This window comes from Streptomyces lusitanus, from assembly GCF_042647945.1.
Taxonomy (GTDB): domain Bacteria; phylum Actinomycetota; class Actinomycetes; order Streptomycetales; family Streptomycetaceae; genus Streptomyces; species Streptomyces pseudogriseolus.
The window spans coordinates 456102-478380 of the sequence record NZ_JBHRWL010000033.1 but is presented as its reverse complement, the minus strand read 5'-3'; the positions used below and the strand labels follow the sequence as shown (position 1 = coordinate 478380).

The following is a 22279-nucleotide window of genomic DNA, read 5'->3' as shown; positions in this document are numbered from 1 at the left end:
AGTTCTCAAGGAACGGACGCTTCCTTTGTACTCACCCTCTCGGGCTTTCCTCCGGGCGCTTCCCTTTGGTCTTGCGTTTCCGACTCTATCAGATCTTTTTCTCGACCTGACCCCCGGTCAGCGGGGTTTGTCTTTCCGGCCCTTGCGGCCCGTTCCGACGTCTCAAACCTTAGCGGACTCTCTCCGTGTTTCCCAAATCGGGAGTGTGGAATTGAATTCAGGCATGCGGGCATGCCGAAGTCGTTCCCACTGGGAGGTCGTACTGAGGTTTGGTTGCCGCTTTCGCGGCGGAAGTGCTGCCGGAGAACCATTACGGCCCCGTGGCAACCCGAAGAACCTTACGGATCGCCCGGGGCCGCGTCAAGTGGCCGCAGCCAAGATCTTTCAGTCCAGGTCGGTGAGGCGTCCGCCGGCGTCCGGCTGGGCGTCCTCAACCCGGCGCAGCAGGCGGGTGAGGACCTCACCGAGGGCGGTCCGCTCGTCCGCGCTGAGGTCCTGGAGGAGGTCCGCCTCGAAGACGGTGGCCATCCGCATGGCCTCCTGCCACTTCTCCCGGCCGGCCGGGGTGAGCTCCACGATGACGCGGACCCGGTTGTTCTCGTCCCGCTCCCGGGTGACCAGGCCCTCGGCGACCATCCGGTCGATGCGGTGGGTCATGGCGGCCGGGGTCAGGCCCAGGCGCTTGGCGAGGTCGCTGGGGCCCATCCAATAGGGGGCGCCGGAGAGGACGAGCGCCTTGAGGACCTCCCAGTCGGCGTTGGTGATGCCGAGCTCGGCGGTCTGGCGGCCGTAGGCGACGTTCATGCGGCGGTTGAGCCGGGACAGCGCGTTGACGATCTTCTCGACCTGCGGGTCGAGGTCCTGGAACTCGCGCTGGTACGCGGCGATCTGCTCTTCGAGGGTCGGCTCTTCCAGGCCGGGGGTGTCGCCCATGCCCGCAGTATGGCACGCCCCTTCTTTGCCTTGAAGTCCTTCGCTGTGTACTCTTTAGCTTCGAACTTTAGCTTCTAAGTCTTCACTCCTAACTAGTGAGAGAGGTGAACGTGACCAGGGCGATGGGCGCAGCGATGCGCCGGATCCACGTGGGCAACGCACTCAGCGCTTTCGGGCTGGGCTTCACGGTCCCGTACCTGTACGTCTACGTGGCGCAGGTGCGCGGGCTGGGGCCAGTGACGGCGGGGATGGTCCTCGCCGTCTTCGCCGTGGCCGCGCTGATCGTGCTGCCGCTCGCCGGACGGGCGATCGTCCGGCGCGGCCCCCTTCCGGTGCTGCTCGCCGCCCTGCTCACCGCCGCCGTCGGCTCGCTCGGCCTGGGGCTGTCGGCGAGCGCGGCGACCGTGCTGCTGTCGGCGGCGGCGCTCGGCGCCGGACAGGCGGTCATGCAGCCGGCCCTGGCCACGATGATCGTGGACTGCTCCGGTCCGGAGACCCGGTCGCGGGCCTTCGCCACGCAGTTCTTCCTGCAGAACCTCGGGCTCGGCGTCGGCGGCCTCATCGGCGGTCACCTCGTGGACCCGACGAAGGCCGGCTCGTTCACCCTCCTCTTCTCCATCGAAGCGGCGATGTTCCTGCTGCTGGTCGTGGTGATGTCGACGGTGCGGATGCCGCGCTCGCCGCGGATCGACGGCGCACCCGGGCAGTCGGCCAAGGGCAGCTGGAAGCAGCTGCTGGGCAACCGCGCCATGGTGCAGCTGTGCGTGCTGGGCTTCGTGCTGTTCTTCGCCTGCTACGGCCAGTTCGAGTCGGGCCTGAGCGCGTACGGCGTCGAGGCGGCAGGCATCTCCACCTCCACGCTGGGGACGGCGCTGGCGGCGAACACCCTGATGATCGTCGTCGCGCAGTTCGCGGTGCTCCGCTTCGTGGAGCGGCGCAAGCGGTCGCGCGTGATCGCGTCCGTGGGGCTGATCTGGGCCGTGGCATGGGCCGTGGCCGGGTACGCGGGGCTCGGCGGTGCGAGCCAGGAGATGGCGACGGCCGCGTTCGTCTCGACCTACGCGCTGTTCGGGCTGGGGGAGGCGATGCTGTCGCCGACGCTGGCGCCGCTGGTCGCGGACCTCGCGCCGGCCGGGATGGCCGGTCAGTACAACTCGGCCTTCGCCCTGGTGAAGCAGCTCGCGCTGGCCGTGGGCCCGGCGGTGGGCGGGCCGCTGGCGGCGTCCCTGCACGCGCCGTACATCGTGGTGTTCCTGCTGTTCTCGCTGGGGATCACCGTGCTGGCCCTGCGGCTCGGGCGGCAGCTCACCGCCGTGCAGGACCAGCCGTCCGTCGCGGGCAGCCGGGTCGTGGCGCAGAGCGGCGCGGAGCAGGCCCCGGCGCGCGCCTGACCGCGCGCGTCACACGCCGACGCCGGCGGTCTTCGGCAGCAGGAACTCGCACCAGACGGCCTTGCCGCCGCCCGGTGTGCGCCTGCTGCCCCAGGAGGAGGCGATCGTCGCGACGATCGCGATGCCCCGTCCGGACTCGTCGCCGGGCTCCGCGCGGCGACGCCTGGGCAGATGGTCGTCGCCGTCGGTGACCTCGATGATCAGACGGCGGTCGGTGCGGCGCAGGCGCAGCCGCATGGGGGGCGTGCCGTGCTGGAGGGAGTTGGCGACCAGTTCGCTGGTCGCCAGGACGCCCAGGTCGTGCAGCTCGGCGGGGAAGCGCCAGCTGGTCAGGACGCCCGACGCGAAGGCACGCGCGCGTGGCGCCGCCTCGACCCCGCCGAGCAGCTCCAGCGCGGCGTTGCGGAACAGCTCGCTCTCCGGGCCCGGGCGCGCGGGGTGCTGGAGGACCAGGACGGCGACGTCGTCGTCGTGATCCGGGGTGACGCCGGCCGAGCGGACCAGGCGGTCGCAGACGACCTGGGGGCCGCCGGTGGCTCCGGCCAGGGCGCGCTCCAGTGCGGCGATGCCCTCGTCCAGGTCCGCGTCGCGGCGCTCGACCAGGCCGTCGGTGTAGAGGACGGCGGTGGAGCCGGGGCCGAGCGGCACGTGGCCCGACGCGTGCATCCAGCCGCCGGTGCCGAGCGGGGGGCCGGTCGGCTCGTCGGCGCGCCGCACCGTACCGCTCTCGTCGCGCACCAGGATCGGCAGGTGCCCGGCGGACGCGTACACCAGGCGGCCCTCGTTGGGGTCGTGGATGGCGTAGACGCAGGTGGCGATCTGGTTGGCGTCGATCTCCATGGCGAGGCCGTCGAGCAGCTGGAGCACCTCGTGCGGCGGGAGGTCCAGGCGCGCGTACGCGCGTACGGCCGTGCGGAGCTGGCCCATGACCGCCGCCGCGCGCACCCCTCGTCCCATGACGTCGCCGATGACCAGGGCGGTGCGTCCGCCGCCGAGGGTGATGACGTCGTACCAGTCGCCGCCGACCGCCGCCTCGGTGCCGCCGGGGTGGTAGGTGGCGGCGACGCGCAGGTCGTCGGGCTCCTCCAGCTCCTGCGGGAGCAGGGAGCGCTGGAGGGTGACGGCGGTCTCGCGCTGCCGGCGCTCGCTGGCGCGCAGCCGCTCGGCGGCCTCGGCGTGGTCGGTGACGTCGGTGGCGAAGACCAGCACCCCGCGGCTGCCGCCCTCCCCAGCGGGCGTGCAGGTGAACGTGTACCAGCGGCCGTCAGGCGCCTTGCGCGACTTGACCGTACGGGGCTTGCCGCTGCGCAGGACCTGGTCGAGGAGGGGCAGCAGGCCCAGCTCGTCGAGCTCCGGGAGCGCTCCCCGGGCGGGCGCGCCGACGGGGCGCAGCCCGAAGGCCGCGGTGTAGGCGTCGTTGAGGTAGGCGATGCGGTGGTCGGGGCCGTGCACCAGGGCGACGAGGCAGGGGACGCGGTCCAGGACCTCGCGCACCCCGAGCTCGTCGACGGGCGGCACCGGCCGGTCCCCGTCGGTGGGCCGCTCGACGCGGGCCGCGGGCACGGAGCCCTCTCCCCGCCGGTCCGGGGATGCCGTCTGCTCGGTCCGCGCTGCGGCGCGGCGCTGCGTTCCGGGGAGCCGGGCGCTCCAGCGCGTGAAGTTCACGAATCCTTGCCTCGTGTCGTTGTCGGCGGCCGGACACCGGAACCGGCCGGGGCCCGGAGGCCGCACCGGGGCGGGCCCTCCCGCCCACGGTGGTGGACCAGTGTGGCAGGGTCCGGCCGGGCCGACATCCGCTAGACGCCGGTCCGGCCCCAGGAGTTCCTGGGTCCGGTCAGGACGACCCCTTCGGGTTGTGCGGTGGGTCCTGGGAAGGCTTTCCACCGGCCGCCAGTTCGAACTCCGCCCGAGGATGTTCGAGTGATCCGAGCGAGACGATCTCCCGCTTGAAGAGTCCCGCGAGCGTCCACTCCGCGGCCACCCGGGCCTTGCGGTTGAAGGTCGGCACCCGGCTGAGGTGGTACGTCCGGTGCATGAACCAGGCGGGGTAGCCCTTCAGCTTGCGCCCGTAGATCTGGGCGACCCCCTTGTGCAGCCCCAGGGAGGCCACGGAACCGGCGTACTTGTGGGCATACGTCTCCAGGGGTTCGCCGCGCAGGGAGTGGACGACGTTGTCGCCGAGCACCCGGGCCTGGCGCAGGGCGTGCTGCGCGTTGGGGGCGCACTCGCGGCCCTCCTCGCGCGCGGTGACGTCGGGTACGGCGGCGGCGTCACCGGCGGCCCAGGCGTGCGGGACGCCCTCGACGGCCAGTTCGGCGGTGCAGCGCAGCCGGCCGCGCTCGTTCAGGGGAAGGTCGGTGGCAGCCAGCACGGGATGCGGTTTCACTCCGGCGGTCCACACGACGGTCCGCGTCGGGAAACGCGACCCGTCGCTCAACACGGCCACACGGTCGGCGCAGGACTCCAGCCGCGTCTCGAGCCGTACGTCGATGTTCCGCCGCCGCAGCTCGGTGACCGTGTAGCGGCCCATCTCCTCGCCGACCTCGGGCAGGATCCGGTCCGACGCCTCCACCAGGATCCACTTCATGTCCTCGGGGCGGACGTTGTGGTAGTACCGCGTGGCGTACCGGGCCATGTCCTCCAGCTCGCCGAGCGCCTCCACGCCCGCGTAGCCGCCGCCGACGAAGACGAACGTCAGGGCGGCGTCCCGCACCGCCGGATCACGGGTGGAGGAGGCGATGTCCATCTGCTCCAGCACGTGGTTGCGCAGCCCGATGGCCTCCTCCACGGTCTTGAACCCGATCGCGTGGTCGGCGAGGCCCGGGATGGGCAGGGTGCGGGCGACGGACCCGGGGGCGAGGACCAGCTCGTCGTACTCGATCGGAATGCCGTCCGTCCCCTCCTCCTCGGTGGCCGGGGTGCGGACGGTGGCCGTGCGGGCGGCGTGGTCGACGGCGGTGGCCTCCCCGATGACGACGCGGCACCGGTCGAGGACACGACGCAGCGGTACGACGACATGACGAGGGGAAATGGCGCCGGCGGCCGCTTCGGGCAGGAACGGCTGGTACGTCATGTACGGGTCGGGCGTGACGACCGTGATCTCGGCCTCGCCCCGTACGAGCTCCCGTTTCAGCCTCCGTTGCAGGCGCAGGGCCGTGTACATCCCGACGTAGCCGCCGCCGACAACGAGAATGCGCGCACGTTCCTTCACCATCCCATGACGCACCCGTCGCTTGCGTTTGTCCACAGCCCCGACCAATTGTGTGACCGTAGGAAGGCGGAGCCCGTGGTTGGCCGAATTGCCGACCCAACCCCGATCGCCCCAGGTCACACCCCGTGATCGCCCCCCATCCAACGGAACATTCGGGACGTATACGACTCGTGGTCCGATCGAGGGGCGCTCCGTGCGGAACGTGCCCCTTCTGAATTGACCCGGGCTCAACTATGTTCATGTGTCGACGGGGTGCAGGGGGATGTGCTCATCGGGTCCGCGACGGGCGGGACCGACAGGCCGGTCCCGTTTCCACGCCCCGGACGTCAATGGCGGGGAGAGTCTCCGGGGGGAGACGTCATTACCGGGGGATACACATGCATGTTCAGGACTCTCGATGGTCGTCCGCTGTCGCCTCTGGCGCGACGATGAGCGCCGCCTCCGGCGGGCGCCCGGACGGCACACGCACCACACCGCTGCGCGTCGACGCCCAGCGCAACCTGGAGCACGTGCTGCGTGCCGCGCGTGAGGTCTTCGGCGAGCTGGGGTACGGCGCGCCGATGGAGGACGTGGCGCGCCGGGCACGGGTCGGCGTCGGCACGGTGTACCGGCGGTTCCCGAGCAAGGACGTCCTCGTACGGCGGATCGCCGAGGAGGAGACGTCACGGCTGACCGAGCAGGCGCGTGCCGCTCTGGGGCAGGAGGACGAGCCGTGGTCGGCGCTGTCGCGCTTCCTGCGCACGTCGGTCGCTTCCGGCGCGGGGCGGCTGCTGCCGCCGCAGGTGCTGCGGGTGGGCGTCGCGGAGGAGCGGGCGCTGCCGGAGCACGCGCGGCTGCCGCAGCAGCGGACGCAGCCGGCGGGTGAGCTGCGGCTCGTGTCCGAGGAGCGGGTGGAGGACGACGGCGGGGCGGCGGAGCTGCTGGATGTCGTGGGGCAGTTGGTGGAGCGGGCTCGGGCGGCGGGGGAGTTGCGGGCGGATGTGTCCGTGTCGGACGTGCTGCTTGTCATAGCGACGGCGGCTCCTTCCCTGCCGGATGCTGCCCAGCAGGCGGCGGCTTCGGCTCGCCTTCTGGACATCCTCCTGGAGGGCCTCCGCAGCCGGCCCTCCTGACCCCGCACCCCATATTCCACCGGCGAGGCCGGCGTCCCCGTACAGCACGGGGGTGCCGGTCTTTCCCGTGCGGGGGGGGGTACGGGTGTTGCACACCCCGGTGCACGTACGCGTCCGCGCGGGAATTGCACTCCTGGTGCCCTGCAACCCGCCCGGCGTCGGTGCGGGCCGGGGGTGTCGGCGCTCCCCATCGCCCCAGCGGTACGACCGACCGCGGTTGGCGGGACAGCAGGCACCGGCGTTGGTGCTGGGCGGGGGGACTCGGCGCAACTCGGCGCCAACGAGGTGCCGCCGCGCCCACCCGTGCCGCCCCAGCGGCACGACTGCCCGCGGCTAACGGATGTCGCCCGCGGCGGGGAGGGGGCGGGGTGGGGGTGGGCGCCCGCAGCGGCTGGCGCGTCCGCGCCCTCCCCCTGCAAACAAGGTCAATCGCGCCAGACCGAGGACGTCCACCCCCGCCGCGGCCCCGCACCACCCACCGGCCGTAGGCGCTACGCCCGCCCCCACCGGACCGCAACCCTGCGCCGCAGGCGTCCGACCGCAACCCCCATTCGCCCGCAGGCGTCCAACCTCAGCGCGACCCCGCCGCCCCCGCCGCCCCCGCTGCCCCCGCCCCCAGCGCCCCCCGCTGCGGCGCGATCCCCGCCGGTACCGCCCGCTGCCGCGCAGGCGTCCCCGTCCAGCACGTCCCCCGCCGCGCCAGCAGCCTCCGCAGCCACACCTCCAGCGCCACCAGATCCGCCAGCCCGTCCAGCGGCAGCGGCTCCCCCTCCGCCGCCCCCCGCAGCGCCTTCCGCACGACCCGCGCCTCCACCAGCCCCGCCTCCGCCAGCAGCGGCGTGTCGAACAGCGCGATCAGCGACCCCGCCGCCACCCGCAGCCCCGTCCGCGCCGCGGCCGCGGCCGCCGAGGCCGGCGCGCCCTGCGCGCCCCACCCCGCCGGCAGCTCCCGCACCCCCGCGCCCTCCAGCACGGACCGCAGGATCGCCGCCCGCGCCCCCGGCCGTACCCGCAGCGCCTCCGGCAGGGCCCGGCACGCCCGCACCACCTGGTTGTCGAGGAACGGCGCGTGCAGCCGCTGGGAGCGGATCTCCGCCGCCTGTTCCAGCACCCGCACGTCCGCCGCGTACCGCGCCAGCGCCGCCCGCGCCCGGAAGTCCCCCGGCCGCTGTCCCGGCCCGACCTCCGAGCGCCAGGTCGACGCCTGGAGGCGAACCGATACTTCAGCCAGCGCCTCTCCGGTCAGCCACCGCGCCGCGGGCCCCGGCCGCCCCCATGTCAGCGCGGCCAGCGAGGCGTCGGCGGCCCCGCCAGGGCCGTCGTCGTCCAGCTTGCGGTGCAGCAGCCGCTGGGCGAGGGACTCCAGCCCCGTCCGGTACGGCGTCCGCGCCAGCCTCCGGGCCGCCGCGTAGACCCGCGCGGGCACCATCACGGACCCGTCGGCCTTCGCCAGGGCGGCGACCGGCCGCACGAGATGCCGCCGCTTGCGGTCCATCAACAGGTCGGCCAGCCGCGCCGGATGGGCGTCCAGCACCTGCCTCGCGCCGTACCCGGTGAAGTGGTCCGCGCTGCCCGCCGCCAGCCGTGCCCGGTGCCGCGCCGCCGCGACCAGCGACGGGCCCGGCTCGTCCGTCAGCGGCACGTCCAGGTCGACGTACGGGAGGGTCGGCTCCTCACCGGCGACCACCACGTGGTGCAGCCGGGGATTGGCGGCGAGCGCTCCCGCCCGCTCCAGTTCGCCCTCGTCGCGCCCCCCTGCCCCGCCGGCGGCGAGGTCGTTGAAGGTGACGGCGAGCAGCCGCTCCCCCGCGCCGGTGCCGTGTCCCAGCACGGTGCCGGGTCTTCCGGGCAGCCCGGCGGCCAGCAACGCCAGAGCCCCCGACGCCGGCCCGCCGGAGAGATCGGCCCCGATGCCCGCCACGGGCGTCCCCCGCGCGGCACGCCGTTCCGCGGGGCCCATGCCCGGCACCGGGCCGGGGTCCATGTCCGCGCCGGGGACGTGGCGGGGCGCGGCCAGCCGGGTCCGCACGGCCTCCACGAGCGCGTCGCGCACGGCGTCCACCGCATGGTCGGGGTCGGCGGGCGGGGCGGCGACGGCCAGTGAGGCGACGGGTTCGTACCCGGCGATCTCCCGGGCCCCGGCGCGCAGGATCAGCGCGTGCCCCGGCGGAACGCGCTTCACGCCCTCGTACGGGGTGGAGTCCTGGAGCGCGGCGGGCACGTCGGGCGCCGCGAGCAGCGCGGCGAGGTGTCCGAAGTCGAGGTTGGCCTCGACGAGGTCGGCGAGCGGCAGGGCGGCGGTGGCGTAGGCGACGCCCCGTTCGAAGGTGGTGTGGAAGACGGGGCGGGCGCCGGCGAGGTCCCCGCACACCGTGATGCGGCGTCCGACCTGGACGACGGCGGTGTAGCTGCCGGGCCAGGCGGTCAGGTGGCGCAGGGCGCCGCCGCGGGCGGCGAACAGGGCGACGCGCAGCTGTTCGTCGGAGGCGCCGCAGGTGCCGAGGACGGCGATGCGGGTCTGTTCGTCGGCGGAGACGACCCGCACCTCGTCGGGGCGCCAGTCGCCGACGGCCCACAGCGGGTCGGGGTCGTTCCACAGCGGGTGGGCGCCCACGGGTTGCAGGGTCTCACCGTCGACACCGGTCGAGCCTACGGAGCCGGCAGAGCCGACGGGGCCGACGGGGCCGTATCCTCCGGCCGCCGCGGCGGTGCTGCTCCATCCCACCAACCACCGCATCGCCGCCTCCACAAGCTGTGGACAACCAGTGCACCGTACGAACCGGTTCCCCATGCTGCCATGAAGGAGGCGCGCGGTAACGCCGCCGGAGCGGTGTGTGCTCCGTCGAATGCGCCCCGGCGGATACACCCACCCTCCGCGGGCGTTGACCTCGCACGCCCCCGAACACCCGCACGAGCCGTGGAGATCGACGTCCGGGCTGCCGCCGCCCACCAGGCCAGTTCGACGCGAATGCGCCCCCGTAGCGCGCCCCTAAAACCCCTTACGCGCCCTCAACTACCTGGATAGAAGCCCGGATACACCGAAACGAGTGGCGTCGATTTTCGGCCAAATCGGAGCGGCGAGATCACACTCGAACACGCTCCGTACAGGCTTTGCGCATCGCCGTGGTGCGTACGGTCCGGGAGGCGGAGCGCGCCTCCCGGACCGTTCCGCCGCCCGCGGGGATGAAGGCGGCGGTGTTCCCCCAGCCCGCTGGATCCAGTACAGCGGGCCGACCCACGCACGGACCATGGAATCGCTCCCGCGATGGCCGGAGAAGAGCGCACGGACGGGCGCACGGCCACACACCGGGAGCACGCCGCAACTGCGCGTATCGGACCCGCACTTCAGTACGGACCACAATCCCGCCATCCGGAAGAATGCCCCTTAACGCTTGGGATGCGGCGAACTACGCTGGGTTTACGAATGCCGCGTGGTTATGCCAGAGCGGCAGCCGTCTGTGTCGAGGGGTGGCGCATGTCCAGGGAGCAACGCGGGCCGAACGAAAAACTCGGCGCCGTTCTCGCCCTCGCGGGAATCAGCAACGCCGGCCTCGCGCGGCGCGTCAACGACCTCGGCGCCCAGCGCGGCCTGACGCTGCGCTACGACAAGACGTCGGTGGCGCGCTGGGTGTCGAAGGGCATGGTGCCGCAGGGCGCCGCCCCGCACCTGATCGCCGCGGCCATCGGGCAGAAGCTGGGCCGCCCCGTGCCGCTGCACGAGATCGGGCTGGCGGACGCCGATCCCGCGCCCGAGGTGGGTCTCGCCTTCCCGCGCGACGTCGGCCAGGCGGTGAAGTCCGCGACGGAGCTGTACCGGCTGGACCTGGCCGGCCGCCGGGCCGGCTCCGGCGGCATCTGGCAGTCGCTCGCCGGGTCGTTCGCGGTGAGCGCGTACGCCACGCCCGCCTCACGGTGGCTGATAACCCCGGCCGACAGCTCGGTCGCGCGCGAGGTGAGCCCGTCCGACGGCTCCGGCGCACCGCTCAAAGTCGGCCACAGCGATGTACGCAAACTGCGGGAGGCCGCGGAGGACGCCCGGCGCTGGGACTCCAAGTACGGCGGCGGCGACTGGCGTTCGTCGATGGTCCCCGAGTGCCTGCGGGTCGAGGCGGCCCCGCTGCTGCTCGGCTCCTACTCCGACGACGTGGGCCGCTCCCTCTTCGGCGCGGCGGCCGAACTCACCCGTCTCGCGGGCTGGATGGCGTTCGACACCGGCCAGCAGGAGGCGGCACAGCGCTACTACATCCAGGCCCTGCGCCTGGCCCGCGCGGCGGCCGACGTGCCCCTCGGCGGCTACGTCCTGGCGTCGATGTCGCTGCAGGCGACGTACCGCGGCTTCGGAGACGAGGGCGTGGACCTCGCCCAGGCGGCGCTGGAGCGCAACCGCGGCCTGGCCACCGCCCGCACCCTGAGCTTCTTCCGCCTCGTCGAGGCACGCGCGCACGCGCGCGCCGGGGACGCGCAGGCGGCCGGCGCCGCGCTGAAGTCGGCGGAGAGCTGGCTGGAGCGGTCCCGGCCCGGCGACAGCGACCCGACCTGGCTCGGCTTCTACTCCTACGACCGGTTCGCCGCCGACGCGGCCGAGTGCTACCGCGATCTGAAGGCGCCCCGCCAGGTGCGCCGCTTCACCGAGCAGGCCCTGTCGAAGCCCACCGAGGAGTTCGTGCGCTCGCACGGCCTGCGCCTGGTGGTCTCCGCGGTCGCCGAACTGGAGTCCGGGAACCTGGACGCGGCCTGCGAGCAGGGCGTGCGGGCCGTGGAGGTGGCGGGCCGCATCTCCTCCGCGCGCACCACGGAGTACGTCAAGGACCTGCTGCACCGGCTGGAGCCGTACGGCGACGAGCCGCGCGTGGTCGAGCTGCGCGAGCGCGCCCGCCCGCTGCTGATGACCACGGCCTGACCCGTCCCGCCCCGCCCTTGGTTTGAAGCCGTTGTCAGTGGCGCAGTGCACTATCGACGCGGGAGGTGGCGCAGGTGGCGGCGGGGTCGTTCGACTGTGACGTGGTGGTGATCGGCGGCGGGATCGTCGGTCTGTCGACGGCGTACGCCCTGGGGCGGGCGGCTCCGGGCACGCGGGTGACCGTGCTGGAGAAGGAGGCGGGCCCGGCCCGGCACCAGACGGGCCGCAACAGCGGCGTGATCCACAGCGGCATCTACTACCGCCCCGGCTCGCTCAAGGCGCGGTACGCGGTGTCGGGCGCGGCCGAGATGGTCAAGTTCTGCGCCGAGTACGACATCCCGCACGCGGTGACGGGCAAGCTGATCGTCGCCACGGAGCGCGAGGAGCTGCCCCGGCTGCACGCCCTGGTGCAGCGCGGCCGGGAGAACGGCCTCACGGTGCGCGAGCTGTGCGGCGCGCAGATCGCGGAGTACGAGCCGGAGGTCGAGGGCCTCGCCGCGATCCACGTGGGCACCACCGGCATCTGCGACTACAAGGCGGTGGCCCGCAGGCTCGCGGAGGCGTCCGGCGCCGACCTGCGCCACGGCGCGGAGGTGGTCCGCGTCGACCGCCGCCCCGGCCGGGGCGTGGCCGTGCTGACGGCGGCCGGCGACATCGTGCGCGCCCGCATGCTGGTGAACTGCGCGGGGCTGCACTGCGACCGGATCGCGCTGCTCACGGGCGACGAGCCCGGCGCCCGTATCGTGCCGTTCCGCGGGGAGTACTACGAGCTGGCCCGCCCCGAGCTGGTGCGGGGCCTGGTCTACCCGGTGCCGGACCCGGCGTTCCCGTTCCTCGGCGTCCACCTCACCCGGGGCACGGACCAGGGCGTGCACGTGGGGCCGAACGCGGTCCCGGCGCTGGCCCGCGAGGGGTACGACTGGCGGACGGTGCGCCCGCGCGAGCTGGGGGCGACCCTGGCCTGGCCGGGCTCCTGGCAGCTGGCCCGCCGCCACTGGCGGTACGGCGCCGGAGAGCTGCACCGCTCGCTGTCCAGGCCCGCCTTCGCGCGGGCCGTGCGCCGGCTGCTGCCCGCCGTGCGGGACGAGGACCTGGTGCCGACGGCGGCCGGGGTGCGGGCGCAGGCGGTGCTGCGCGACGGCACGCTGGTCGACGACTTCCTGATCCGGGAGGCGCCCCACGCGGTGCACGTGCTGAACGCCCCCTCGCCCGCCGCGACCGCGTCGCTGCCGATCGGCCGGGAGATCGCCCGCCGTGCGCTGGCCGGCCTCGCCGAGAGCGAGCGGTGAGAGCGGGGCGCCGGCGGGTCGTCGTGGCGGGGCTCGGGCCGCCGGTCCGCGCGGCCGGGCCGCCGTGCGCGCCGTCCCCGTAAAATCGAGGGCACTGTGTCTGAATCCGTGATGAGCACCCCCGAAGCACCGCACGCCGAGCGGCCCGCCGGCGAGCCGGTCCCCCGCGCCCGCGCGAAGGGGGAGCCGCGGTTCCCCGACGGCCCGAAGGCCGACCCCGCCGGGTCGCACTTCGAGCGCCGGATCCGCTCCTTCCAGCCCCGCCGCAGCCGCGTCACCGCGGGTCAGGCGGACGCCTTGCAGCGGCTGTGGCCGGTGTGGGGGCTCGACGTCGACGGCAGCCGCCGGCTCGACCTGGCGGAGCTGTTCGGGAACGGCCGGCCGGTCGTCCTGGAGATCGGCTTCGGCATGGGCGAGGCGACGGCGCAGATGGCCGCCGCCGACCCGGCCACGAACGTCCTCGCCGTGGACGTCCACACCCCCGGGCAGGGACATCTGCTGCACCTCGCCGAGGAGCGCGGCCTGGCCAACGTACGGGTGGCGAACGGGGACGCGATCATCCTGCTGCGCGAGATGCTCGCCCCGGACGCGCTGAGCGGGCTGCGTGTCTTCTTCCCCGACCCGTGGCCGAAGAAGCGGCACCACAAGCGGCGGCTGATCCAGCCCGAGTTCCTGACCCTGGCCGCGTCCCGCCTCGCGCCGGGCGCCGTCCTGCACTGCGCCACCGACTGGGAGCCGTACGCGGAGCAGATGCTCGAGGTGCTCACCGCGCACCCGGACTTCGAGAACACCCAGGGGGACGGCGGTTTCGCGCCGCGTCCCGGGTTCCGGCCGCTGACCCGTTTCGAGCGGCAGGGGCTGGACAAGGGTCATGTGGTGAACGACCTGCTCTTCCGCCGCGTACCGCACGACGACCGCGCCGGGCACCGGGCCGGGGACCCCGCCTGACCTCCCCGGTCTCCCTGAGCCGGCACGCAGCCCTGCCCCTTTCTCGTTAGGGTCGAATCCGTGGCCAGCAGCCCTCCGTACCCGCCGCACCCCGGCCCAGCTCCCGGCAGCACGCTGCGGCATCCGCACTGGTGGCAGCGCCCGGCGGTGCGCTACGGAGCGGTGGTCACGCTGCTGGCGCTGTCCGGTCTGGTGATCCTCGCGCTGGTGCGGGAGCAGACGGGCACGCAGGGCTTCCTGGTCGGTCTGGGGCTGGCCGTGCTGCCCGTGCCGCTGCTGCTGGCGGCCTTCCGCTGGCTGGGCCGGGTGGAGCCGGGCCCCTGGCGGAACCTGCTGTTCGCCTTCGCCTGGGGCGCGTGCGCGGCGGCGCTGATCGCGATCGTGGCGAACAGCTTCGCCACCCGGTGGATAGCGACGACCACCGCCGACCCGGCCGGCGCCGACACCCTCGGCGCGACCGTCATCGCGCCGGTCGTGGAGGAGACCGCGAAGGCGGCGGCGGTGCTGCTGCTGTTCCTGTTCCGCAGACGGGACTTCGGCGGAATTCTCGACGGCGTGGTGGCGGCCGGGTTCACCGCGACCGGGTTCGCGTTCACGGAGAACGTCCTCTACCTCGGCAACGCCTTCGGCACCGACCAGGTCACCGGCGGCAGCGGCGTCGCCTCGGTCACCGCGGCGACCTTCTTCGTCCGCATCGTCATGTCGCCCTTCGCGCACCCCCTGTTCACCGTGCTCACCGGCATCGGCTTCGGCGCGGCCGCGCTGTCCGCCGACCGGCAGCGGGTTCGGCGCGTGCTGTTCCCGCTGGCCGGGCTGCTGCTCGCGATGGGCATGCACGCCCTGTGGAACGGCTCCGCGACGCTGGGCCAGTTCGGCTTCATCGCCGTGTACGGGGCGTTCATGGTGCCGACGTTCGGGCTGCTGACCTGGCTGGTGGTGTGGACGCGGCAGCGGGAGCTGCGCACCGTGCGCAAGGAGCTGCCCGCGTACGCGGTGGCCGGCTGGCTGCGTCCGGCGGAGCCGTTCGCGCTGGGTTCGATGCGGGCCCGGCGGCTCGCCCGGAAGTTCGCCCGCGAGCACGGAGGCAGGCCGGCGGCGCGGGCGGTCGCCCAGTACGAGGCGTACGCGACGTCGCTGGCGTTCCTGCGACACCGGGGCCGCGCGGGGAAGGCGGGGGCGGACTTCGTGACCCGGGAGCGGGAGCTGCTGCTGGAGCTGTGGCACCGGCGCGCGGCGGCCCGCCCGGCGCTGGAGCACGCGGCCCGGCTCACGGCGCCCCCGGTGCCGTACGGCGCGGGATGGGCGTACGGGCCGGTGTCCGCACCGTGGCCGGCGCCGGGGCAGCCGCCGTATCCGGCGTACGGGGAGAACCCCTACCGCCGCTGAGAAGGCCCCGGACATGCGGAACCGGCAGCCCTGACGTCGGGGGGTCGTCGTCGGGACTGCCGGCGTTCACGGCGACGGCGGCCGGGACGCGGCCGCCGGGGTGGTTCAGATGCTGAGGCCCTTGCCGGCCAGCCAGGCGGCCGGGTCGATGCCGCCGGAGCCTGCGGTGTGGACCTCGAGGTGGAGGTGGGCGCCGGTCACGTTGCCGGTGGCCCCGACGCGGCCGATCACGTCGCCGGTGTTGACCTTCTGGCCGACGCTGACGTTGATCGACGACTGGTGGGCGTACCAGATCTCGGTGCCGTCGTCGAGGGTGAGCACGGTCTTGTAGCCGTAGCTGCCGTCCCAGCCGGCGGAGGTGATCGTGCCGGTGTGGACGGCCTTGATCAGGGTGCCGGTGGGGGCGGCGAAGTCGAGTCCGGTGTGGTAGCCGGAGGACCAGTAGGCGCCGGCCTGACCGAAGGTCGAGGTGATGGTGTACGAGGAGGTCGGCAGGGCGTACTGCTTGGCCAGCTCGGCGAGGCGCTCGGCCTCGGCCTTCTTCGCGGCCTCCTCCTCCGCCTTCTTCTTCGCGGCCTCGGCCTTCTCCTTGGCCTCCTGCTCCGCCTTGGCGGCGGCCTCGGCGGCCTCCTTCTCGGCGGCGGCGAGGGCGGCGGCCTGCGCCTTGCTCTGCGCCTGGCCCTGCTGCTGCTCGACCTGCGCCATGATGCGGGCGCGCAGCGCCTCACCGGCGTCGGCGGCGCCCTCGTCGGTGTCGGCGGTGGTCATGCCGATGTCGCTGAGGGGGGTGCTGGAGCCCTTCGGTGTTTCCTCGTCGGAGATGAGGGAACCCACGTTGGGCAGGTCGGGCATGGAGATGGAGACGGGCGGCTTGCCGGTCTGGGCGCTGGCCATGCCGCCGGCGCCGACGGCGGCTATGACGCCGACGCCCAGGACGGTGGAGCTGCGGGCGAGTCCGCCTCCGCGCTGCTTGGCGACGCGGTGCCGGCCGCGCACGGGGCGCACGGACTCCGCGGTGGGGTTCCACTCCTCGAAGGGCCCCTCGTCGGCGCCGGGGGCGCCGTAGGCGAAGGTGTCGCTCGGCTTGAACGGGGCCTCGGGGGCAGGCGGGTTGGACGCCACGTGGGCGCGCTCCTTTCCTTCCTTCTCGCCTACCGGGTTAGCTGACGGGTTCGGAGCAGGAAGGTCTCCTACGCGCGTCCACGACCGTGTTTCCACGGCGATGTCCGCCCGATTCACCCCATTGAGGTGGTTCCCCGGTTCCCTCGCGGGATTCGGCGCGTGCGCACGGAGCCGACTTCTGTGACGGCTGGGACGACCGCGCTGCGTTATCGAACGTTAATAGACGCGGGGGCCGGATTCCAAGCCGTTCCTCTTGATCGTTAACGATTTCCGCACGGACGTAAGCGCCATGAGCGGGTGAAAACGGGCGAGTTGACCGCGCCTCGGACGGCCGGTCAGATTTGACGGTACGTCAGTTGTTATGCGATCCGAGGCCGTTCGCTCACTGTGCGTGAAGGGTAAGGGGGTGCGAGTGGCGGCACGGAAAAACACCGAGGGCCGGAATCCTCTCGGATTCCGGCCCTCGGCCTTCAGTAGCGGGGACAGGATTTGAACCTGCGACCTCTGGGTTATGAGCCCAGCGAGCTACCGAGCTGCTCCACCCCGCGTCGGTAAACACCAGTGTACGGCATCCGCGGAGTCCCCCGCACATCCCTTTCCTCCGGGGGCGTTCAGCCGCCCAGCAGGTGCGCGTTCGGCGCCTTCGCGCGCTGCTCGTACTCCGGCAGGACCAGCACCGTGGCGCCCCCCTCCGCCAGCACCGCGCTGCCGTCGGCGTCCGTCACGAAGGTGTCCGGCTCCCGCCAGGCCGTGACCACCCGGCGCACCCCCGCGTCCAGGATGAGCCGCGCGCAGGGCGCCGGCCGGGACGCGCGGCGGGCGCACGGCTCCAGGCTGGAGTACACGGTGGCGCCGGCCAGCCGCGGGTCGGTGGGGTCGGCCTTGGCGAGCGCGGCCTCCTCCGCGTGCACCACGGGGTCGCCGCCCTCCCGGGAGTGGCCCCGCGCCAGCTCGGTGCCGTCGGCGGCGACCACGACGGCGCCGACGCTGAACGCGGTCTCGGAGGGCGGGCACTGCGCGGCCAGCTCGCAGGCGAGGGCGAGCCAGTGCCGGTCGGCCGCGGACGCCGGCGCGCCGGCGCCGGGCGCGGTGGGCTCGTAGCGCATGAGGACGACGTCGCCGACGGGCCGGGTCTCGACCAGGCGAAGCCGTCCGCCCTGGTAGGAGCCGGGCCCGAACAGGCGGGGGGCGTCCGGGTCGCCGACGAACAGCGGGGCGAGGACCAGCTGGACCTCGTCGGCGAGGCCCTGGGTCATCAGCTGGGTGTGGATCCGGCCGCCGCCCTCCACCATCAGCCGCCGCACCCCGCGCACGTCGTGCAGGTGCTCCAGCAGCCGCCGCCAGTCCAGGGCGTCGCCGAGCGGGACGACGTCGGCGGCGATGCCGAGCGCGCGGGCCCGTTCGGCGCCCTTGCCGGTGGTGTAGAGGACCTTGTCGCCGCCGGTGTGCCAGAAGCGGGCCGCGGGATCCAGGTCGCCGGAGCCGCTCACCGTGACCTTCAGCGGGTACTCCGGGCGTCCGTCGGCGACCCGGGCGGCGCGGCGCTCGGGCGAGTTGACCAGCAGCCGGGGGTTGTCGGCGCGGATCGTGCCGGCGCCGACCAGGATGGCGTCCACGGACGCCCGCACCTCGTCGACCCGGTCGAAGTCGGCCGGGCTCGACAGCAGCAGCCGCTCCGGGCCGGTGTCGTCCAGGTAGCCGTCGAGGGAGACGGCGGCGGACAGCAGGACGTACGGGTGCGGCATCGGCGGGCTCTCCCGGGTGCGGGCGGCGGCGGGACCGCTGCGCGGTCCGGCTCCAGTCTGGCAACCCGTGCGGCGGGAGCCGTCCGTGCCCCGGCCGCCGGGCGGGGGGGGTCGGGCTCGATGCCTCGGCCGCCGGGGGTGCGGGGTCCGGGTTCGACGCCCCGTGTCGCCGGGCGTCCGGGCGTGCGGTCAGGGCTCGATCAGGCCGACCCGGATGGCGTAGCGGGTGAGCTCCAGCCGGTCCTTCAGGCCCGGTTCCGCCTCCTCGCCGTCGGTGTGCCGAGGACACCGACGGCCCGCGGCCGGGGGCGCGGCGCGGGCCGTCACCGTCCAGCCTCCGCCCCGGAGGGGGGCGGCGCCATCGGTGACAGTCCCCATTTTCCCGGCGCGGACGGCCCCGTGCCCGCGGTCTCCTGCGTACCGGTCCCCCCTGAGGTTGGGGGGCGCGACGGATGGCTCCGGCCGTGCGCCCCGGGCGACCCTGGAGGCACCGTACCGGGCGGGTGACGACCTCTGCGCACGGGCAAACTCCTGGACATGCGGCCCGAGTTCGCGGCACGCCGACGGTCCGCGCACGTCCCGGTGCCCGGAGCGACGGCCGCCGGCGGTGTGACCGGGCGGCCACCCCCTGGAAAGGAGGAGCCGTGCCCCAGTCCGACGACGATCGCCTGGTCGACCTCGCGGCCCGACTCGAGCACGAGGACCCCCGCTTCGCCCGCTCCCTCACCACCGGCCGCCCGACCCGCCCCCGCGAGTACCGGCGCACCGGCGCCTGGTGGGTACTGATCGCCGGGCTGGCCATGCTGACCGCGGGCATCGTCGCCCCCGACGGCCTGCTGATCGCGGCGGGCCTGGTGACCAGCGGCATAGGGGTACAGCTCCTGGACCCGTACGGCCGCCCGGACGAGGGTGACTCCGGCGGGGCGTCGGGCGGGTGACGCCGGCTGCTTCCCGCGCACACGCGAACGGCGCTCGTACCGGTCTGGCCGGTGCGAGCGCCGTTCCGCGCGTCGGGGGCTTGCCCTCCCGCGAGAGGTAGGCCCTGTGGGACTCGAACCCACAACCAATGGATTAAAAGTCCACTGCTCTGCCAATTGAGCTAAGGGCCCCTGGCGATGTTGCCTCCCCGAGCATAGCCGGACGCGGGCGGGGTGCCGATCGGGTATCGGGGAGGCGCGTTGCGGCTGGAGGGGGCACACATGCGCGAGGGCCCGCGCGACGGGTGTCGCGCGGGCCCTCGGCGGTCAGTGCGGTGAGGCGGTGTCAGCCGTTGCGCTTCCAGCGCGGCTTGTCCTCGCGGCGACCGAAGGAGCCGCCGCCGCGGTGGTCGTCACGACGGCCGTACGGGCGGTCGTGGCTGCCGGAGCGGAAGCCCGGGCGGTCGCCCTGACGGTCGCGGTTGAAGGGGCGGTCGCTGCCCCGGTGGCCGGGACGGTCGTCACGGCGGAAGCCGCCACGGTCGCCACGGTCGCGGTCACGGTTGAAGCCACCGCGGTCACCACGGTCGCCCCGGTCGTCACGGCGCTCGAAGGAACGGCCGCCACGGTCGTCACGGCGGTCGTCGCGACGGAAGCCGCCACGGTCACGGTCGCGGTTGAAGCCACCACGGTCGCCCCGGTCGTCACGACGCTCGAAGGAACGCCCACCGCGGTCGTCACGGTCGTCACGGCGGAAGCCGCCGCGCTCGCCGCCGTCACGGCGCTCGAAGGAACGGCCGCCACGGTCGTCACGGCGGTCGTCACGGCGGAAGCCGCCACGGTCACGGTCGCGGTTGAAGCCACCGCGGTCGCCACGGTCGTCACGACGCTCGAAGGAACGGCCGCCACGGTCGTCACGGCGGTCGTCGCGACGGAAGCCGCCACGGTCGCCGCGGTCGTCCCGCCGCTCACGCCGCTCGTACGGCGCCGAGGCCGCCGGGCGCTCGACGCGCTCGGTCCGCTCGACGTCCCGCGCGGTCGGCTGCTCCGGCAGCGCCACCTCGGCCTCGGCGACCACGGCGGCCGCCTCGGCGATCACGGCCTGCGGGTCGTCGCCCCGCTCGCGCGCGGCGCGGGCCAGCAGCCGGTCGGCCTCCTCGCGCAGCTCGGTGGCGCGGCGCTGGGCGCGCTCCAGCTCCTTGGTGAGCTGGGCGACCTCGCGCTCGGCCTGCTGCGCGGCGTTGCCGGCGGACTCGGCCTGCACCTCGGTCATGGACCGGGCGCCGGTGATCTCGGCGACCTCCGGGTCGAAGGCCGCGCCGCCCTGGATGATGTGGCGCGTGGCGTCGACGCCCGCGTCCTCCATCAGGCGGAAGATCTGGCGCCGCTGGTGCGGCAGCGACAGGGAGACGACCGTGCCGGTGCGGCCGGCGCGCGCGGTGCGGCCGGCGCGGTGCAGGTAGTCCTTGTGGTCGCCGGCCGGGTCGACGTTCAGCACCAGGTCGATGCCGTCGACGTGGATGCCGCGGGCGGCGACGTCGGTGGCGACCAGGACGTTGACGTAGCCGTCCTTGAAGTCGGCGAGGGTGCGGGTCCGCGCGCCCTGGGTCATGCCGCCGTGCAGCGCCTCGGCCTTCACACCGGAGTCGCGCAGCTGCTCGGCGACGCGGTCGGCGCCGAGCTGGGTGCGCACGAAGATGATGGTGCGGCCCTTGCGGGAGGCGATGGCCGCGGTGACCGGCGCCTTGTCCTTGGGCTTCACGACGAGGATGTGGTGCGACATGGTCGTCACCGCGCCCTGCGCCGCGTCCACCTCGTGCGACACCGGGGAGGCGAGGTAGCGGTCGACGAGGGTCTTGATCTCGTTCTCCATGGTGGCGGAGAAGAGCATGCGCTGGCCGCCGGCGGGGACCTGGTCCAGCAGCTCCGTCACCTCGGGCATGAAGCCGAGGTCGGACATCTGGTCGGCCTCGTCGAGGACCGCGATCTCCACGTTCTCGAGGGAGCAGGCGCCGCGGTTGATGATGTCGCGCAGCCGGCCGGGGGTGGCGACGAGGACGTCGACACCGCGCTCGAGGGCGTAGATCTGGTTGCCCATCGAGGTGCCGCCGCAGACGACCTTCATCTTCAGGCCGAGGACGTCGCCGTAGGGCTGGAGGGCGTCGGCCACCTGCATGGCCAGCTCGCGGGTCGGCGTCAGGATGACGGCGCGCGGCTTGTGCTTCTCGGTGCGGCCGCCGGCGAGCTGCGCCAGGGTCGGCAGACCGAAGGAGAGGGTCTTGCCGGAGCCGGTGCGGCCGCGGCCGAGGATGTCCTTGCCGGCCAGGGCGTCCGGGATGGTCGCCGCCTGGATCGGGAAGGGGGTGGTCACGCCGTTCTGCGCGAGCTTGCGCACGACGCCCTCGGGCAGGCCGAGGGAGGCGAAGGTGATCTCGGGGGCCGCCGTCTCGGTGACGGCGGTGGTGTCGGTGTCCTCGGTGTTCTCGGGCACGACGACGTGATCAGTACTGGCGATGGGCATACGAATGCGAAACCTTCCGGAGTCTCTTCGGCACGCGCCCGTCAACTCCGTGATTCGCAGTTCGCAATTACGACCGCCTCAATGCGGTCCACCACGGCAAGGGAGAGAGTACGCGCCACACGGCGCGCTCTGTTGTGGCGCCGGGCAAATAGGATCAAACGATCTCTCACCATACGCACCCCAGACCCTCGGATGCAAATCAGCAGGTGAGACGGGTGCGACGGGGCCGCGGTGACGGTCAAGCCGGCGCCCCCGCCGCCGGCGCCGGCTCCCGCTCACCGAGCTGCGTGTCGGGCGGCTGGTGCGCGGACGAGGACGGCTCGGCCTGGGTCGGCTCGGGCGAGGGGCCCGGGTCCTGCGGCGGGTCGGAGGGCCCCGGATCGGGCGTCCGGCTGGGCTCGGGCTGGTCGGGGCGGTCGTCGGGGGTCGGGCGCGCGGGCTCGCCGGGACCGTCGTCGTCCGGCGCGGGGCGGCTGGCCTCGTCGGACGGCCGGTCGCCGGACGGGGAGGGGCGCTTGCCCTTCCGCTTCTTCTTCTCGTCCTTGCCGCCCTTGTCGCGGTCGTGCTCCTCGCCGTGCCCGCCGTCGGCCCCGGCCGCTCCGTGGCCGGCCTTGCCGCCCACCCCGTCGGTGCCGCCGTCCGGGGCCTCGCCGCCCGCGCGGCCCGCGGAGTGGGACGGCCCGGCCTTCCCGCCGGCGTCGTCGTCACCGACGCTCACGCATCCGGCGGCAGCGGCGACGGCCACGACGGCGGCGGCCAGGCGGACGGGTACGTACAAGCGGCGCACGGGGCCACCTCCGGGTG

The 22279-nt window shown here is 73.9% G+C and carries 16 protein-coding genes, 2 tRNA genes and 1 riboswitch; of the genes, 7 read left to right on the top strand and 11 right to left on the bottom strand.

The window, feature by feature from the left end; translation table 11 throughout:
* Nucleotides 1-384: 384 nt before the first annotated feature.
* The gene (locus ACFOSY_RS34095; protein ID WP_394314476.1) at nucleotides 385-933 is read right to left on the bottom strand and encodes a MarR family winged helix-turn-helix transcriptional regulator; all 549 of its coding nucleotides are present in this window, start codon (nucleotides 931-933) and stop codon (nucleotides 385-387) included.
* A 122-nt stretch (nucleotides 934-1055) separates the two neighbouring features.
* On the opposite strand from ACFOSY_RS34095, the gene ACFOSY_RS34090 reads away from it, so the two are divergent.
* Entirely contained in the window at nucleotides 1056-2324 is a 1269-nt protein-coding gene (locus ACFOSY_RS34090) for an MFS transporter (RefSeq protein WP_394314518.1), read from the top strand.
* A 9-nt stretch (nucleotides 2325-2333) separates the two neighbouring features.
* Here ACFOSY_RS34090 and ACFOSY_RS34085 read toward each other — a convergent pair whose 3' ends face one another.
* On the bottom strand, nucleotides 2334-3989 hold the full coding sequence (locus ACFOSY_RS34085; protein ID WP_394314474.1) for an ATP-binding SpoIIE family protein phosphatase: 1656 nt from the start codon (nucleotides 3987-3989) through the stop codon (nucleotides 2334-2336).
* A 169-nt stretch (nucleotides 3990-4158) separates the two neighbouring features.
* On the bottom strand, nucleotides 4159-5538 hold the full coding sequence (locus ACFOSY_RS34080; RefSeq protein WP_394314472.1) for an NAD(P)/FAD-dependent oxidoreductase: 1380 nt from the start codon (nucleotides 5536-5538) through the stop codon (nucleotides 4159-4161).
* A 374-nt stretch (nucleotides 5539-5912) separates the two neighbouring features.
* Here ACFOSY_RS34080 and ACFOSY_RS34075 point away from each other — a divergent pair, with 374 nt between their 5' ends.
* Nucleotides 5913-6647 carry a TetR/AcrR family transcriptional regulator gene (locus ACFOSY_RS34075; protein WP_394314470.1) on the top strand — a complete coding sequence of 245 codons (735 nt, stop codon included), beginning with the start codon at nucleotides 5913-5915 and terminating at the stop codon, nucleotides 6645-6647.
* Nucleotides 6648-7218: 571 nt separating this feature from the next.
* Here ACFOSY_RS34075 and ACFOSY_RS34070 read toward each other — a convergent pair.
* A complete protein-coding gene (locus tag ACFOSY_RS34070; RefSeq protein ID WP_394314468.1) occupies nucleotides 7219-9384 on the bottom strand; it encodes an asparagine synthase-related protein in 2166 nt (721 codons plus the stop codon).
* 738 nt (nucleotides 9385-10122) lie between these two features.
* Between ACFOSY_RS34070 and ACFOSY_RS34065 the strand changes: the two genes are divergently transcribed.
* The 4 genes from ACFOSY_RS34065 (at nucleotide 10123) to ACFOSY_RS34050 (ending at nucleotide 15170) form a co-directional block, all read left to right on the top strand.
* Nucleotides 10123-11547 carry an MFS transporter gene (locus ACFOSY_RS34065; protein WP_225654410.1) on the top strand — a complete coding sequence of 475 codons (1425 nt, stop codon included), beginning with the start codon at nucleotides 10123-10125 and terminating at the stop codon, nucleotides 11545-11547.
* 65 nt (nucleotides 11548-11612) lie between these two features.
* Entirely contained in the window at nucleotides 11613-12836 is a 1224-nt protein-coding gene (gene lhgO / locus ACFOSY_RS34060; RefSeq protein ID WP_394314465.1) for an L-2-hydroxyglutarate oxidase, read from the top strand.
* Nucleotides 12837-12947: 111 nt separating this feature from the next.
* Nucleotides 12948-13784: a tRNA (guanosine(46)-N7)-methyltransferase TrmB gene (gene trmB, locus ACFOSY_RS34055; protein ID WP_394314463.1), complete on the top strand. Its 837-nt coding sequence runs from the start codon at nucleotides 12948-12950 to the stop codon at nucleotides 13782-13784.
* 60 nt (nucleotides 13785-13844) lie between these two features.
* Complete coding sequence (locus ACFOSY_RS34050) at nucleotides 13845-15170, top strand: PrsW family intramembrane metalloprotease (protein WP_394314461.1); 1326 nt, start codon at nucleotides 13845-13847, stop codon at nucleotides 15168-15170.
* A 105-nt stretch (nucleotides 15171-15275) separates the two neighbouring features.
* Here ACFOSY_RS34050 and ACFOSY_RS34045 read toward each other — a convergent pair whose 3' ends face one another.
* The 4 genes from ACFOSY_RS34045 to ACFOSY_RS34030 form a co-directional block, all read right to left on the bottom strand.
* Nucleotides 15276-16292: a M23 family metallopeptidase gene (locus tag ACFOSY_RS34045; RefSeq protein ID WP_394314458.1), complete on the bottom strand. Its 1017-nt coding sequence runs from the start codon at nucleotides 16290-16292 to the stop codon at nucleotides 15276-15278.
* Nucleotides 16293-16304: 12 nt separating this feature from the next.
* Nucleotides 16305-16460, bottom strand: a riboswitch (cyclic di-AMP (ydaO/yuaA leader).
* A gap of 306 nt (nucleotides 16461-16766) precedes the next feature.
* Nucleotides 16767-16840, bottom strand: a tRNA-Met gene (locus ACFOSY_RS34040).
* A gap of 63 nt (nucleotides 16841-16903) precedes the next feature.
* Nucleotides 16904-18037, bottom strand: coding sequence for a dihydrofolate reductase family protein (locus ACFOSY_RS34035; protein WP_394314456.1), 1134 nt, complete (start codon nucleotides 18035-18037; stop codon nucleotides 16904-16906).
* A gap of 189 nt (nucleotides 18038-18226) precedes the next feature.
* Nucleotides 18227-18364 (bottom strand): hypothetical protein, encoded by a 138-nt coding sequence (locus ACFOSY_RS34030; protein ID WP_394314454.1) that lies wholly within the window; start codon nucleotides 18362-18364, stop codon nucleotides 18227-18229.
* Nucleotides 18365-18681: 317 nt separating this feature from the next.
* Between ACFOSY_RS34030 and ACFOSY_RS34025 the strand changes: the two genes are divergently transcribed.
* Nucleotides 18682-18975 (top strand): DUF3040 domain-containing protein, encoded by a 294-nt coding sequence (locus ACFOSY_RS34025; RefSeq protein WP_394314452.1) that lies wholly within the window; start codon nucleotides 18682-18684, stop codon nucleotides 18973-18975.
* A 98-nt stretch (nucleotides 18976-19073) separates the two neighbouring features.
* On the opposite strand, the gene ACFOSY_RS34020 is transcribed toward ACFOSY_RS34025, so the two are convergent.
* The 3 genes from ACFOSY_RS34020 to ACFOSY_RS34010 form a co-directional block, all read right to left on the bottom strand.
* Nucleotides 19074-19146 (bottom strand) — tRNA-Lys (locus ACFOSY_RS34020).
* 154 nt (nucleotides 19147-19300) lie between these two features.
* Entirely contained in the window at nucleotides 19301-21475 is a 2175-nt protein-coding gene (locus ACFOSY_RS34015; protein WP_394314450.1) for a DEAD/DEAH box helicase, read from the bottom strand.
* 238 nt (nucleotides 21476-21713) lie between these two features.
* Entirely contained in the window at nucleotides 21714-22262 is a 549-nt protein-coding gene (locus tag ACFOSY_RS34010) for a hypothetical protein (protein ID WP_394314449.1), read from the bottom strand.
* Nucleotides 22263-22279 lie beyond the last annotated feature (17 nt).